The following is a 14,313-nucleotide window of genomic DNA, read 5'->3' as shown; positions in this document are numbered from 1 at the left end:
TGGAATCGCTCACTAGTGCACTGTCACCTTCGAGCCGGGTGCACGCACCTTTCCGGAGGCGATCAGCTCATCCCATTCCTTCTGCACTTCCTTCTCCTCCTTGGTGGCGAGGAAGCTGGTGGGTCCGAAGATCTTCGACGGCTCCTCCGGTGATTCGGTGGTCTCGCTACCGCCCTTGCGGATGGCCCGCACACACACCATGGCGCCGACGATCGCGACAACCAGCACCAGCACCGCGAACACAATGGACAGCGTGCCCTGGATGAAGGTATTGCGAACGATCTTCTCCAGATCCGCGAGCTGCTTATCGAGCGCGGCCGTATCGGTCACACCGGTCGGCAGCGTTCCGGCGTCCTTGGCCGCCAGGTAGGCGTCCTGCTTGGCGACGGCATTGCTGTGTGCCTTCCAGTACCCGATCTTCGGGTCGGCGGAGAAGATCTTCTGCCAGGAGGCGGTCATGGTCACGATGAGATCCCAGAACAGCGGAATGCCTGGAATCCAGGCCCATTTGAGCAGGCCCTTCTTCACCACGATCACCAGCACCACGGTCAATGCGACAGCGGCCAGCAGCTGGTTGGAGATACCGAACAGCGGATACAGCGTGTAGATGCCGCCGAGCGGATCGGTGACGCCCATCAGCAGGACCGAACCCCAGGCCATCACGACGATGGCCGAGCACAGCCAGGCGCCGGGCCGCCACGACGCGTCCTTGAACTTGGCGAACGGGCCGCCCAGATTGCCGAGCGAATCCGACACCATGAAGCGCGCCACGCGGGTACCGGCGTCAATGGTGGTCAGGATGAACAGCGCCTCGAACATGATCGCGAAGTGGTACCAGAACGCCTTCATACTCGCGCCGCCCAGGAACTGGTGCAGCACCTCCGATATGCCGACCGCGAGGGTGGGCGCGCCACCGGTCAGGGAGACAACGCTCCGCTCACCGATATCGGCGGCGGCCTGGTCCAATTGGGCGGCCGTGATGTCCTCGCCCTTCAGGCCGAGCCCGTTCACATAGGCGGCGGCACCCTCGGCGGTATTGCCGGTGAGCGCGCCGCTGGCATTCATGGCGAAGTACAGGTGCTGGTCGATGATGCTGGCCGTGGCAATGGCCATGACCGCCACGAACGACTCCATGAGCATGCCGCCGTAACCGATCATGCGGGCCTGCGACTGCTTCTCGAGCAGCTTCGGAGTGGTGCCGGAGGACACCAGGGCGTGGAAACCCGACAGCGCACCACACGCGATGGTGATGAACAGGAACGGGAACAGGCTGCCCGCGAAGGCGGGGCCGTCGCTGTTGAACGCGAACTGTGAGACCGCCGGAGCCTGCAAGACCGGCATGGTGATCAGGATGCCCACCGCCAGCAGCACGATGGTGCCGATCTTCATGAAGGTCGACAGGTAATCGCGCGGGGCGAGCAACAACCACACCGGCAGGACCGAGGCCAGGAAGCCGTAGCCGATGAGCAGCCACGCGATGGTGGTGCCGGACAGCGTGAACATGTCACGGCCCCAACCGGATTCGGACACCCAGCTACCGGAGACAATGGCGAACATCAAGAGCGCGAAACCGATGATCGACACCTCGCCGACCTTGCCGGGCCGAATGAAGCGCAGATAGATACCCATGAACAGGGCGATCGGAATGGTCAGGGCGATGGAGTACACGCCCCACGGGCTGCCACCGATCAGTACACCGGTCGTGGCGTCGGGCTTGGCGGCCAGCGCGTTCACCACCACAATGCCGAGTACCGCGAGCAGGATCATCATGATGACCAGGACGGCCACAATGGCGGCGACACCGCCGACCGGGCCCAGCTCGTCACGCGCCATCTGTCCGAGGGAGCGGCCGCGTCGCTTGGTCGAGGCCCACAGCACCAGGTAGTCCTGTACCGCGCCCGCGAACACCACGCCGACAATGATCCAGATCGTGCCCGGCAGATATCCCATCTGCGCGGCCAGCACCGGACCGACCAGCGGACCCGCGCCGGCGATGGCGGCGAAGTGGTGACCGAACAGCACCCGCCGATCCATGGGCATGTAGTCCGTGCCGTTCTCCATGGCCTCGGCCGGAGTGGCGACATCGTCGCGCGGCTTGGTGATCTTCCATTGGATCAGCCGGGCGTAGAACTGGTATGCCAGGACGTAGGTGCACACCGCGGCGACCACGATCCACACGGCATTGACGTTCTCGCCGCGCATGAACGCGAGAATGCTCCAGGCGATCGCGCCGAATACGGCGATGGCGACGAAGATCCCCTTTTTCGCGGGGGTCATGGGCGAACGGTTCACAACGCCTACCGGGGGTAGGTCGGGATCCGTCCGGAGGTATTCGATGGTCGCCATGCGACAAACTCTCCCGTGCGGTACAGCTGCGTCGAACTGAAAGGACAACGTAGCGAAACAGACACGGCAATGAATACGACTCGGCCAAGTCGTTCACCTACGTGTCATTCCGGGTAGGGGTGGCCCGGAAGCCGCTGCGTTCACCGACCGGAGTTTCGCGGTCTGGCGTGGCCCACCACGAGTGCGCGTGTTCACTCGCATGTGGTGTTTGCCGACCGTATGCTGCCATGCCGAGTGCGATCTGTGTCACTCGTTATCGACGAACGGTCCGAAATCTGCGACCAACGGTAGGAGCCGATACTGAGCGACGTAGTCGAGGGGCGCTACCCGGACACCGCTGTGCCCCGGCGCACCGTACTCCGTTCCGCGCTCGCGCTACCGCTCCTGTCTGCGGGCTGTGGTGGGAGCGCGGACGACGCGGTCACCTTCTTCTTCCAGGCCCGCCCCGAAGAGGCGCGCACGCGGCTGCTCATCATCGACGAATTCCGCAGGCGGCGACCGGATATCAAGATCCGCACCATTATGTCCGGGCCGGATCCGCTACAGCAGATGCTCACCTACTGTGCGGGCGGGAAGTGTCCGGATGTGCTGATGGCGTGGGAGTTGTTGTACGCCGGACTGGCCGAGCGCGGGGTACTGACGGACCTGGGGGAGTTCCTCGGCCGCGATCGCGGTTATGCGGCTGAGCTATCAGCCGATGGGTATGCGCCGCTGCGGGATACATTCATTTGGCGCGGTGGGCAGTACGCGCTCCCGGAGCAGTGGTCCGGGGTCTTCCTCTACTACAATCGGAAGCTGCTCGCCGAGGCCGGGGTGCACCCGCCCGCCCGGTGGTCCGAGGCCTGGAGTTTCAGCGAGTTCCTCACCGCCGCCCAGGCTTTGACGCGTGCTGGCGACGATGGACGGGTACGGCAGTGGGGGTTCGTGGACGCCTGGGTGCCCTACTATTCGGCGGCCGTCTTCGGAATGAACAATGGTGCCGAATGGTTCAGCCCGCCCATCGCGCCGACGCGCACCAATATCGGTGACCCGCGCTTCGCGGAGGGCCTGCGGTTCTATGCCGATCTGGCCGTGCGGCATCGGGTCGCGCCGCGCGCCGCCGATCAGCAGTCCATCTCCGCCCCCGACCTTTTCGCGCGTGGCAAGGCGGGCATGCTCATGGGCGGGCACTGGCTGTACTCCGAATTCGCCGGGCGTGACGGGCTGGACTTCGATGTCACCGTGCTGCCGGTCGGGCCGCACGGTGGGCCCGACGCCATTACCGATGTGGGCACCACCGGACTGGCCATTGCCGCCGGGAGCCCGCGTCGCGAACAGGCCTGGGAGTTCGTGAAATTCGCGACCGGGCCGGTGGGGCAGGAGATTATCGCCCGCTCCGGGTTGTTCGTACCGGTGCTGAAATCCGCTATGCACTCCGAGGGGTTCGCCGCCGCCCACCCCGGCATCGGCAACCTCGAGGTGTTCACCGACGGTCCGGCGCATTCTCGCCACCTCGCCGTGACGCCGGTCTGGGGGAAGGTCGAATCCCTGCTCGAGCGCGGATGCAACCGGGTGCTGCGCGGGGCCGCGAACGCCGATTCGCTCGGTGGCCGGACCGCCGCCGATATCGATGAGCTGCTGCGGGCCTCGGTATGACACCGGGCGCTGCTATGACACAGGGCGCTGCGCTGGCGCGGCGGCGGGCTCGGTCCGGGGTGGCGTTCGTCGCGCCGAATGTGGCGGCGGTGGCGGTGTTTCTGCTGTTCCCATTGGGTTTTTCGCTGTATCTGAGTTTCCACTCGTGGGATCTGTTCTCGCCGCCGCGGTTTATCGGGCTGGGGAACTACCGGCGGCTCTTCGGCGCCGATCCGCTGTTCTATATAGCCTTGCGGAATACGGCGGTGTTCACCGTGCTCACCCTGCTGCCGACCGTGGTGATCAGCCTGGCGGTGGCCGGGCTGCTCAATCGGAAGTTGGCGGGGATCGGGGTATTTCGCACCATAGCGTTCCTGCCGCTGGTGGCCTCCACCGTCGCCATGGCGGTGGTGTTCCGGTTCCTCTTCGCCACCGAGGACGGGTTGGCGAATCTGCTGCTCGGTTGGGTGGGGCTCGGGCCGGTGCCGTGGCTGACCGATCCGGATTGGGCGCTGCTGTCGCTGAGCATTGTGACCGTGTGGAAGAGCGTCCCGTTCGCCATTGTCATCCTGCTGGCCGCCATGCAGGGCGTACCCGAAAACCTCTATGAGGCAGCCCGAATCGATGGCGCGGGTCCGGTGCGCCGGTTCTGTTCGATCACCCTGCCCCTGATTCGCGGTGCGCTGTCCTTCGTCTTCGTCATCACCGTGATCAATACCGTGCAGGCATTCGATCAGGCGTACGCGCTGACCGGCGGTAGTGGTGGTCCCGAGACGGGCACCTATGTCCTCGGAATCATGCTGTTCCAGAACGCCTTCCGCTTCTACGAGATCGGTTACGCCGCCGCGCTGGCCTGGGTGATCTTCGCAATCCTGTTGGTGCTCACACTGATACAGCTGCGACTTGCCCGGCGCGCGGAGGTGGAGCTGTGACCGGGCGGCGGGTGCGCGGCAATATTCGGCGGCGGATGGTGAGCGGAGTGCTCATCTACCTGGCCCTGGTCGGTGTCGCCTGGTGCGCGTTGACGCCCATTCTGTGGGCTCTGTCGGCGTCGCTGAAATCCGACGGAGCTGTCACCGATCCGAATCCGCTGCCCGCCCATCCGCAATGGTCCAATTACACAGCGGTTTTCGATCTCATCCCCCTGGGGCGCATGCTCCTCAATACCGTCGTCTACGCGGCCTGTGTCACCGCCGGTCAGGTCTTCTTCTGCTCGCTCGCCGGATATGCCTTCGCTCGCCTGCGATTCCCCGGCCGGGAGGTCCTGTTTCTCTGCTATCTGACGACCCTGATGGTCCCGCTCACCGTCACCGTTATTCCGCAGTTCATCCTCATGCGCGCGGTCGGCTGGGTCGACACCCCGTGGTCGATGATCGTTCCGGGTTTGTTCGGCAGCGCCTTCGGCACGTATCTCATGCGCCAGTTCTTCGCCACGCTCCCAATGGAACTGGAGGAAGCCGCCATTCTCGACGGCTGCACGCCCTGGCAGATCTACTGGCGTGTCCTGCTCCCGCACACCCGCCCCGCGCTCATGGTCCTGGCCGTCCTCACCTGGATCACCGTCTGGAACGATTTCCTCTGGCCGCTGATCATGATCCAGCGCAATGACTACGCCACCGCCACCCTCGGTCTCGTTCGGCTACAAGGTCAGTACCACACCCGCTGGCCCATTCTGATGGCCGCCGCCATGCTGATCCTGCTGCCCCTGATCGCCATTTATGCCGTGGCCCAACGGGCTTTCGTTCGCGGTATCGCGATGTCCGGCATGGGCGGCCGCTGAGCGGGATAGGTTTGGTGTCGGGAGGTGAGTCGGTGTGACCGACACGATGCGGGCGGCGATTCTCTTGGACGTGGATGGGCCGTTGAATCCCTTTCAACATCGAGAGCGGGCACGGCCGCCCGGATACAGCCCACATCTGTTGTGGCCCAAGGTTCCTCCCGGAGTGCCGTCGAGCACGGTGAAGGTGTGGCTGAATCCGGAACACGGGGTGTGGCTGCGCAAGCTGGCGATGGACACCGAAGCGGAATTGGTGTGGGCGACCTCCTGGGAGTACGAGGCCGACCGCCTCATCGGACCGGTACTGGGCCTACCGCCACTGGAGGTCATCCCCTTCCGCTCGGGTGTACAACATCGCGACGGCCATATCGGCAAGATCCCCGCCGTAGTCGAATGGGCCGGACAGCGCCCACTGTGCTGGTTCGACGACGACTTCCAGCCCGACGACGAGGACTGGGCCCTCGAACGCACCGAGACCGTCGCCCCCACCCACATCATCCCGGTCGACCCGACCACCGGATTGGAACCGGAGCACATCGAGGCGGCCCGAGACTTTCTCCTGGGGGTGCGGTCGGCCTGATCGGGGCGGACGCATCGAGCCGGTCGGGCATCATCTGGCCTCGGCGTTCAATCCCATGTACCCTGGATATCTGAGTTAGATTCCTTGGATATCCACCGGAGGTGGCTCGTGGCCGGATCGAAGACCCCCATCGAGATCGATGAAGAGGCTCTCGCCATCGCGGCGGAGGTGCTCGGGACCAAGACCAAAAAGGACACTGTCAATGCCGCGCTCCGTGAAGTCGGTCAGCGACTAGTCCGGATACGGGCTCTCGGTCGGCTCGGCGAGATGGCCGACGAGGGCGACTTCGACGAGTTCGTCGACAATAAGGCGGCGTATCGAAAGTGACGTCCGCCCTCTATCTCATCGACACTTCCGGACTTTTCCGAATCCTGCAGGACAAGCTGCGGCAGGCCTGGATGGACCAGCTGACGGCTGGCGTAATCGCCACCTGCCCGCTCGTCGAACTCGAATTCCTGTACTCCGCTCGTTCACTCGCCGATCGACTCGAGAAGCGCCATTTGCTGCGAGAACTGTTCACCCGGGTGCCGATGTACGAGCGCGGTATCGAACGCGCCGACGAGGTGCAGCAGCTGATGACCGAGAGCGGAACCCATCGTTCGGCCGGAGCGGTCGACCTACTCATCGCCGCCACGGCCGAGCATCATCGTCTGACGATCCTGTGCGATGACCGGGATTTCGCCACGGTCAGCCGTATTACCGCTCAGCCGGTCGCCTTCGTGGGAGATATCCGCGCTTGAGCTGCTCGGATACCTGGGGCGCGACCCGAGGGCCTGAGTCATCGCGAGAATCCGGCTACTCGCCGGTAGCTTTGAGGTACGGGCCAGGAGTTGGTCTTGCTGGTGCGGCCCAGGCAGGACGGGGCCGATGAAGGGGACCTCCCGCCGTGCGTTCTATCGCAGCACTCTTCGGGGCGCTACTCGTCTTCGCGACGGCCGGTGCCGCCACGCCGGTCCCGACACCCGGATGGCAGGCCGTGTGGGCCACTGCGACGCAGCGGCCCGGCGACGGCTTCAACTGGTCGACGGTCGGATTCGAGAATCAGTCGGTGCGCCAGGTGGTTCGGGTCAGCGGCGAGGGATCGGTACTGCGGGTGCGGCTGTCGAACACGTTCGGGACACAGCCGCTGCAGGTAAGCGGAGCGACCATCGCGCGCAGTGCGGGTGGCGCGGCGGTGCATCCGGACACCCTGCGGCCGTTGACAATCGAGGGTGAAACCGCGTTCCGTATCGCGGCGGGCACCGAGGCCGTCACCGATCTTGTCGTACTGCCGGTCGTACCTCTGGAGGCGCTGACAATGACGCTGTACTTCGCCGATCCCACCGGCCCGGCGACCTATCACGACCAGTCGCACCGCACCTCGTACCTGGCGTGGGACGACCACCGGTCCGATACCGCGGGCGATGTCTACGACGTGACCTCCTCATCCATGTACTACCTGGCCGCTGTGGAGACCATGAACTGGCTGCCGCGCCGGTCGGCGGTGGCGGTGTTCGGTGACTCCTTCACCGAGGGCGTCGGCTCCACGCCGAACGGGAACAGCACCTTCCCGGACGAGCTCGCCGAACAGCTTGCCGCGCAAGGACGGCCGCGCGCGGTGCTCAACCTCGGCATCAATGGCAACTGCGTGACCGTCGATTCGCAGTGGTTGGGCGATAGCGCGCTGACCCGATTCCGCCGCGATGTCCTCGACCAGCCGGGCCTCGGCACCGTGGTGATCCAGGAGGGCATCAACGATATTTGGAACGGCATCTGGCTCCAGGGCGAAAATATGGCGTTGGGCGGTCCACCGCACGGTGTGTCCGCCGGGGAACTGATCGCGGGTTATCGGTCCCTCATCGGGCAGGCGCGGGCCGCGGGGCTGCGGGTGATCGGCGCGACCATCCCGCCCGTCGGTGGTTCCGGTTTCGACAACGGTGACCGGGTCCGCTTCGCCGAACGCGACGGCGTCCGCAAGGCCGTCAACGACTGGATCCGCACCTCCGGGGAGTACGACGCCGTGGCGGATCTGGCTGCTGCGCTCGCCGATCCCGCCGACCGGGACCGGCTCGCGCCCGGCTTCGACAGCGGTGACCATCTGCACCCGAACGATGCCGGGCACGCGGCCATGGCGGCGGCCGTGGCCGCGGTACTCGACTGACCGCCGCCGATCCGCACAGCCCGGGGCCGTTCGGCCGGAAGTACGCAGGTAAAGTCTTCTTCTCGTGAGTCTCACCCTCGGAATCGTCGGCCTGCCCAACGTCGGAAAGTCGACGCTGTTCAATGCGCTGACCCGCAATGACGTGCTCGCGGCGAACTACCCGTTCGCCACCATCGAGCCGAATACCGGCGTCGTGCCGCTGCCCGATCCGAGGTTGGCGGTACTCGCCGGGATCTTCGGCTCCGAGCGGCAACTCCCCGCGGTCGTATCGTTCGTCGATATCGCGGGCATTGTGAAGGGCGCCTCCGAGGGTGCGGGCCTGGGCAATAAATTCCTCGCCAATATCCGTGAGGCCGACGCCATCTGTCAGGTGGTTCGGGTCTTCGCCGATGACGACGTGATCCACGTCGACGGCAAGGTCGACCCGCTGGCCGATATCGAGGTCATCGAAACCGAGCTCATCCTGGCCGATATGCAGACCCTGGAGAAGGCGATCGTCCGCCTCGAAAAGGAAGCCCGGGTCAAGAAGGATCGCAAGCCGGTCGCCGACGCCGCCAAGCAGGCGCAGGCGATCCTCGACAGCGGCCGCACCCTGTTCGCCGCCCAGAAAGAGCTGGATGTCGAGCTGCTGAAGGAACTTTCGCTGCTCACCATCAAGCCCTTCCTCTACGTCTTCAATGCCGACGAATCGGTACTCACCGACGAGGCCAAGAAGGCCGAACTGACCGCCGCCGTCGCCCCCGCCGACGCCGTCTTCCTGGACGCCAAGGTCGAATCCGAACTCATCGAACTCGACGACGAATCCGCCGCCGAACTCCTCGAATCCATCGGCCAGACCGAGCCCGGCCTGCACGCCCTGGCCCGCGCCGGTTTCCACACCCTCGGCCTGCAGACCTACCTCACCGCCGGTCCCAAGGAATCCCGCGCCTGGACCATCCACCAGGGCGACACCGCCCCCAAGGCCGCAGGCGTCATCCACACCGACTTCGAACGCGGCTTCATCAAGGCCGAAATCGTCGCCTTCGAGGACCTGGTAGCCGCAGGCTCCATGGCTGCCGCCAAGGCCGCGGGCAAGGTTCGTATGGAGGGTAAGGACTACGTCATGGTGGACGGCGACGTAGTCGAATTCCGGTTCAACGTCTGATAGAGCGGTTCGTCCGCGAGTAGAAGTCCCCAGCGCGGGTGGGTGGTTTTCCGACGCCCTTGGTTATATAATCAGATATATAGTCAGGGTAAGGGGGAAATGATGGCAATTACCAGCGTCGACCTGGATCCGCGGCTGATCGAGCGCGCCAGGGCGCTGACGGGCGAGCGATCGAATCGAGCCGTTCTCGACCTTGCGTTGCGCAGGCTCATCGCCTCGAAGCAGAAGGGCGCGATGATTGATGGCATCGCAGGGCTGACCGACCTCGAGAGCGAGCTCGGCGCGCCGGTGGTCCCTCCGAGCGAGTCCGAGTCTGCGTGACCGACTACCTGGTCGACAATTCGGTCTGGGCAAGGCTGGCCACTGGAGACGCGGGCATCGGTGCGCGGCTGCGGCGCATCGAGCGAGCGCCGGCCGACCTATTCGTCACCTGCCCGCCGCAGGTGCTCGAGTTCTGCCACAGCGCCCGGACGCCCGATGAGTACGCGCACTACCGAGAACAGATCTCCCTCGGATTCCCGCTCGAACACGCGCCCGACGAATCGCTAGTGCTCGATATCCAGGCAGCACTGTGGAATGCGGGGTTCGTCCGTGCGGCCGGCTCGCTCGACATCCTCATCGCCGGCTACGCCATCGTGAACGATGCGACGGTGCTTGCCGCCGACCACGACTTCGAGCACATCGCGAGGGTGTCCGACCTGCAGTGCGAGTACATCGCACCTTCGCCATGACGTTGCTTGGTGCCGGAACGCGGTCGAATTCCGCTTCAACGTATAACTTTCGCGCGATACCCGAGCTCCATCCGGTGATCCGGGTGGAGCTCGGCGGCGGAATTACCGGCGAAATCGGTTGGGGGCCTGCGCGATCGCCTCGGTCCGCTGTGCGGTCAGGACTGGTCCAGTGCTCGTTCGATCGCGCGGCGGGCCCGGCCCGCGGCCGCCCGGTCGTGCTGGAGTTGCATGGCCGCGTTCAGTGCCAGCCCGGCGGCGACAATCTCGAACAGTGCCTGATCGATGTCGAACTCGGCGGGTAGTTCGCAGTTCTGCGCCGCCGTTGTCAGGTCCGCCCGCAACTGTTCTCGCCAGCGCGACCACACCTCGGCGACCGCGCGACTGGGCTGGGCCGGACTGGAGCTCGAGGCAGGCGGCAAGCGACTGGTGATCGACTACGTGCGGGACCTCTCGCCGCTGTTCACGGGGTGGAAGCGTGGCGAGGGGCTGGCGGTGCCGAGCGCGAAGGTCGATGCCGCACTGGTCACCCACCTGCACCGGGACCACACCGACGCGTCCGCGCTCGCGGAGACCCTGACTCCGGGGGCGCCGGTGCTGCGACCGGCGCCCGGTTACGGCGACGACGTGGACAATGCGACGACGCTGCAGGCCGAGCGCGAGCTGGTGCTGCACCGGCTGGCCGTCGAGGTCGTGGCGGCCTGGTCCACCCACGAGGTCGGGCCGTTCCGCGTCACCGCGGTCCCCGCCGTCGACGGGCTGGGTGACCCGCAGCTGAACTGGGTGGTGCAGGCCGAGGGGCAGCGGGTCTTCCATGGCGGCGACACGATGTTCCACGGGTACTGGTGGCTCATCGCGCGCCGGTTCAGCCCGTTCGACGCGGTGTTCCTGCCCGCCAACGGCGCGGTGGTCGACGCGCCGCATCTGCGGCCGCCGAGCCCGCTGCCCGCCGCGATGGATCCGAGGCAGGCCGCCGCGGCCGCGGAGATCCTCGACGCCCGGTATGCGGTGCCGATGCACTAGGAGGCGGAGCAGCCGGACAAGATCGCGGGCTATGTCGAGGTCTCCGACCCGGAGCATGAGTTCCGTGCGCACGTCGGTCGGCGCGCGCACGTGCTGGCCGTCGGGGAATGGCTGGACCTCGCCGCATGACCGGAAATTCCGTGCCAACCGTCGTCGGCCACGCGCACGGAATCATTCTGGCCGGCGCGGACCCAGGGCAGCCGGTGGGATCCCTTCCGGCCTGCGGCCTGCAGTTGGATCCCGGCGCCCTTTCTCGCGAAGCGGGCAAGTCAGTGGCGTCGATCGCGATGACCGGATGGCCACGTCCGGATACCGTCGAGGAGCTTCGCCGTACCCGCGGGGGACTCGACCGGGAAGTGGTGGCTGCCCAGGTCGATGAGCCTGATGTCGAGGAGGTCCCGATAGCGGTCGATCGCCTCCTGCGTCACCAGGTCACGTATCGCGAATACGGTGATCGGCTGCTTTGTCGCACGCAGCGCGGCGTCCATGTCCCAGCGGATCAGACCCTCGATGGCGCGCAGACCGGCGGGCTGGCGCACCGCGACCATCTTTTGGAAATACTTGTCGGCGAGAGCGGGGTCGGTCCCGGCCGGCGTACCCCCCTCGACGAGCCCTCGCACCCCGGCGGCGAAGTCCGCACGGAAGATGTCCGCTGTCGCCTCGGCCTGTTCTTCGCTCATTGCCGGGAACACGGACAGGTAGTGCAGCGCGTCGAGTGCGACCACATGTGTGACCAGGTCGGGGAGTAGGCGGCCGACCTCGACGGCGACCGCCCCTCCGAGGGAGTGCCCGGCTACCACCGCCGTGTTCACCGACTCGGCTTCCAGTGCCGCGGCCACGTCGCGGGCGAACTCCGCCATGGTCCAGATCTCCCGCGCCGACCGAGACTCGCCGTGCTCGGCGAGGTCGACGGCGAGGACGCGGTAGTTCTCGGGCAGCTGGTCGGTCACCGCATCGAAGTCGCCGCGATCGCACGCCCAGCCGTGGATGAGGACCAGTGTCGGTCCCTGTTGCGGACCGCTGACCGTGTATCGGATCGTGGTGTGGTCCATTCGATGGACCTCGCGGGTTTTCCTGGTCCTGCCTGCAGTCGTCACGGGGGTCCTCCTTGGTCCGCATTCCGAGAGGCCATGCCGGTTCAGGCAGGCATTCTCGCAGTGATCGTTGCGTTAACGACCCGAAGGTAGCATAAACGCATTTGTCGCTGCATTAAAAAAGCAGCGATCAATGCAATAATGGGCGGGTGTCTGCCGCGACGTCCCCCTCGCCCCATGTCGGCAGCCGACCCGGCGGCCGGTCCGCTCGAGTTCGTGCGGCCGTCCATCGGGCCGTCCAGGACCTGCTCACCGACGAGACCGGTGAGCTACCGACAATCCCGGTCGTGGCCGCCCGTGCGGGCGTCCATGCCACCACCGTCTACCGTCGCTGGGGTGATGTCGGCGAGCTGCTCGCCGACGTCGCGACCAGTCGCTTCTCCGGCGATATCGTGGTGCCGGATACCGGAACACTCCGTGGGGACCTGGTGCGCTATGCCTGTGACCTCGCCAAGGACCTCGCCGACCCGGACACTCTCACTCTGGTGCGCGCCACCGTCGGTATCGGTGGAGGGCACGGTGTCGCGGCATGCCGTGGGGAACATCAGCGGCAACTCGAAGCCATCCTCGAACGGGAGCGGGTCCGGGGTGGTCGGCCTCCGAGTCTGGAACGTACTACCGACGCCGTGCTCGCCCCCCTCTACTACCGGGCCGTCTTCACCAACGAACCCCTCGCCCCCGAATGTGCGCGCAACCTCGTGACGCTGCTGCTGGCGGACTGGTCGCCAGGTCTGCGGCGTCGACCAGTCGACGGCGGAAATTAGTCTTGCATGGTTAATATTAACCATGCAAGACTCGAGGTATGAGCACAACTTCCTACCTCGCACAGTCCGCTTTTCCTTTGATCTGGCCGCTGATAGCGGTAGTCGGAGCACTGATCCGTACGCGACGCAGTCCCTCCCGCCAGGCCGCGCTGGAAACCTGGCAGCGGTGGTGGGCCGTTGTCGCCCTCGGCTGTGGAAGTCTGTGGATGACGATCGCTTTCCTCACGGTCCCGGATGTAATGGCCACCGCGATCGGCTTCGCTGGGACCCCGTTCCAGTTCGAGATCGCTTTCGCCAACCTCGGGCTCGCCGTCATGGGTTTTCGTGCCGTCTCGGCCACCGCTCGCGAGCGCATCACCATCGGCCTCGGCGCCGGAATGTTCCTGTGGGGCGCGCTGATCGGCCATATCTACCAGTGGTTCGCCAACGGCGACCATGCTCCCGGGAACACCGGCGGGGTCCTGGTCTGCGACCTGCTCTTCCCCGCGGTCATGATCATCCTCGCCCGCCGCGCGCAGCGACTGTCCACCACTGAGCCGCCCGTGGTCACGGCCCCGTTGGCCGGTGGTGTGGGCGCCATGTCGAACGCAGCGGGGCGCGGGCGGGTATGAACACGGCGGGCCGCCGCAGTAGTCTTAACCAGGTAAGACTTGAGTATGCTCGACGAGTGGACGATGGACTCGGGGATCTGCTGCATCGCGTGGTGTTCCTGCTCGGCGAGGCGACACGGCGGCGGGTGGACAACTCCAGCGGGCTGAGTTACAGCCAGATACGGCTGCTGGGCACGCTGGAAGACATCGAGCCGGTCACCCAGCATGGGCTGGCGCAAGCGCTGGCGGTATCCGACCCGGCGATCAGCCGGGCGCTACGCCCGCTGGAAGACGCCGGACTCGTGCAGGTCCACATCGACCCTGAACACAAGCGACGTCGACTGGTCAGCACCACCGAAGCGGGCCGAAACGCATTCCATGCCACCGGGAAACCGCTCGCCGACGAGCTACGCGACGCCCTGCTCGCGGCCGACTTCCCGTACGAACGCTACCTGCGCGATACCGCCGCGCTGGCCGAACTCCTCGAGCGATCCCCCTAATCGCCGGGTGTCC

The 14,313-nt window shown here is 65.8% G+C and carries 17 protein-coding genes; 14 read left to right on the top strand and 3 right to left on the bottom strand.

The genetic code is table 11. The features are described 5' to 3' along the window. Positions 1-12: 12 nt before the first annotated feature. Entirely contained in the window at positions 13-2,346 is a 2,334-nt protein-coding gene (locus NU1_RS04845; protein ID WP_067517772.1) for a carbon starvation CstA family protein, read from the bottom strand. Positions 2,347-2,685: 339 nt separating this feature from the next. On the opposite strand from NU1_RS04845, the gene NU1_RS04840 reads away from it, so the two are divergent. The 10 genes from NU1_RS04840 (at position 2,686) to NU1_RS04795 (ending at position 10,332) form a co-directional block, all read left to right on the top strand. Next, positions 2,686-3,981, top strand: a complete 1,296-nt coding sequence (locus tag NU1_RS04840; RefSeq protein ID WP_067517770.1) for an ABC transporter substrate-binding protein — start codon at positions 2,686-2,688, stop codon at positions 3,979-3,981. 14 nt (positions 3,982-3,995) lie between these two features. After that, positions 3,996-4,892: a carbohydrate ABC transporter permease gene (locus NU1_RS04835; RefSeq protein WP_067517815.1), complete on the top strand. Its 897-nt coding sequence runs from the start codon at positions 3,996-3,998 to the stop codon at positions 4,890-4,892. 35 nt (positions 4,893-4,927) lie between these two features. Further along, positions 4,928-5,740 carry a carbohydrate ABC transporter permease gene (locus NU1_RS04830; protein ID WP_067517813.1) on the top strand — a complete coding sequence of 271 codons (813 nt, stop codon included), beginning with the start codon at positions 4,928-4,930 and terminating at the stop codon, positions 5,738-5,740. Between the two features lie 34 nt (positions 5,741-5,774). Further along, on the top strand, positions 5,775-6,317 hold the full coding sequence (locus NU1_RS04825) for an HAD domain-containing protein (RefSeq protein ID WP_157551986.1): 543 nt from the start codon (positions 5,775-5,777) through the stop codon (positions 6,315-6,317). 108 nt (positions 6,318-6,425) lie between these two features. After that, a complete protein-coding gene (locus NU1_RS04820) occupies positions 6,426-6,644 on the top strand; it encodes a type II toxin-antitoxin system VapB family antitoxin (RefSeq protein ID WP_067517811.1) in 219 nt (72 codons plus the stop codon). Beyond that, positions 6,641-7,057: a PIN domain nuclease gene (locus NU1_RS04815; protein WP_067517766.1), complete on the top strand. Its 417-nt coding sequence runs from the start codon at positions 6,641-6,643 to the stop codon at positions 7,055-7,057. Before NU1_RS04820 ends, NU1_RS04815 begins: the two co-directional genes overlap by 4 nt. Before the next feature lie 146 nt (positions 7,058-7,203). Further along, positions 7,204-8,457 carry a GDSL-type esterase/lipase family protein gene (locus tag NU1_RS04810; protein ID WP_067517764.1) on the top strand — a complete coding sequence of 418 codons (1,254 nt, stop codon included), beginning with the start codon at positions 7,204-7,206 and terminating at the stop codon, positions 8,455-8,457. A gap of 64 nt (positions 8,458-8,521) precedes the next feature. Further along, the gene (gene ychF, locus NU1_RS04805) at positions 8,522-9,601 is read left to right on the top strand and encodes a redox-regulated ATPase YchF (protein WP_067517762.1); all 1,080 of its coding nucleotides are present in this window, start codon (positions 8,522-8,524) and stop codon (positions 9,599-9,601) included. A gap of 102 nt (positions 9,602-9,703) precedes the next feature. Continuing rightward, positions 9,704-9,922, top strand: coding sequence for a type II toxin-antitoxin system VapB family antitoxin (locus NU1_RS04800; RefSeq protein ID WP_067517809.1), 219 nt, complete (start codon positions 9,704-9,706; stop codon positions 9,920-9,922). After that, the gene (locus NU1_RS04795; RefSeq protein WP_067517760.1) at positions 9,919-10,332 is read left to right on the top strand and encodes a PIN domain-containing protein; all 414 of its coding nucleotides are present in this window, start codon (positions 9,919-9,921) and stop codon (positions 10,330-10,332) included. Before NU1_RS04800 ends, NU1_RS04795 begins: the two co-directional genes overlap by 4 nt. Before the next feature lie 155 nt (positions 10,333-10,487). On the opposite strand, the gene NU1_RS42995 is transcribed toward NU1_RS04795, so the two are convergent. Continuing rightward, positions 10,488-10,751: a TetR family transcriptional regulator C-terminal domain-containing protein gene (locus NU1_RS42995; protein WP_245719949.1), complete on the bottom strand. Its 264-nt coding sequence runs from the start codon at positions 10,749-10,751 to the stop codon at positions 10,488-10,490. A gap of 7 nt (positions 10,752-10,758) precedes the next feature. Between NU1_RS42995 and NU1_RS04785 the strand changes: the two genes are divergently transcribed. After that, positions 10,759-11,352 carry an MBL fold metallo-hydrolase gene (locus tag NU1_RS04785; protein ID WP_245719948.1) on the top strand — a complete coding sequence of 198 codons (594 nt, stop codon included), beginning with the start codon at positions 10,759-10,761 and terminating at the stop codon, positions 11,350-11,352. 269 nt (positions 11,353-11,621) lie between these two features. Here the strand turns inward: NU1_RS04785 and NU1_RS04780 are convergent, their stop codons facing one another. Next, the gene (locus tag NU1_RS04780) at positions 11,622-12,404 is read right to left on the bottom strand and encodes an alpha/beta fold hydrolase (protein WP_067517759.1); all 783 of its coding nucleotides are present in this window, start codon (positions 12,402-12,404) and stop codon (positions 11,622-11,624) included. Positions 12,405-12,595: 191 nt separating this feature from the next. Between NU1_RS04780 and NU1_RS04775 the strand changes: the two genes are divergently transcribed. The 3 genes from NU1_RS04775 to NU1_RS04765 are packed head-to-tail and all read left to right on the top strand — an operon-like array spanning position 12,596 to position 14,300. Beyond that, the gene (locus NU1_RS04775; protein ID WP_067517757.1) at positions 12,596-13,210 is read left to right on the top strand and encodes a TetR-like C-terminal domain-containing protein; all 615 of its coding nucleotides are present in this window, start codon (positions 12,596-12,598) and stop codon (positions 13,208-13,210) included. A gap of 38 nt (positions 13,211-13,248) precedes the next feature. After that, positions 13,249-13,821 carry a DUF6790 family protein gene (locus tag NU1_RS04770; RefSeq protein WP_212761328.1) on the top strand — a complete coding sequence of 191 codons (573 nt, stop codon included), beginning with the start codon at positions 13,249-13,251 and terminating at the stop codon, positions 13,819-13,821. 56 nt (positions 13,822-13,877) lie between these two features. Then, positions 13,878-14,300, top strand: a complete 423-nt coding sequence (locus NU1_RS04765; RefSeq protein ID WP_067517755.1) for a MarR family winged helix-turn-helix transcriptional regulator — start codon at positions 13,878-13,880, stop codon at positions 14,298-14,300. Positions 14,301-14,313: the final 13 nt, after the last annotated feature.

The sequence above is a fragment of the Nocardia uniformis NBRC 13702 genome, assembly GCF_001613345.1.
Taxonomy (GTDB): Bacteria; Actinomycetota; Actinomycetes; order Mycobacteriales; family Mycobacteriaceae; genus Nocardia; species Nocardia uniformis.
This window is presented reverse-complemented; position numbering and strand designations above follow the sequence as displayed.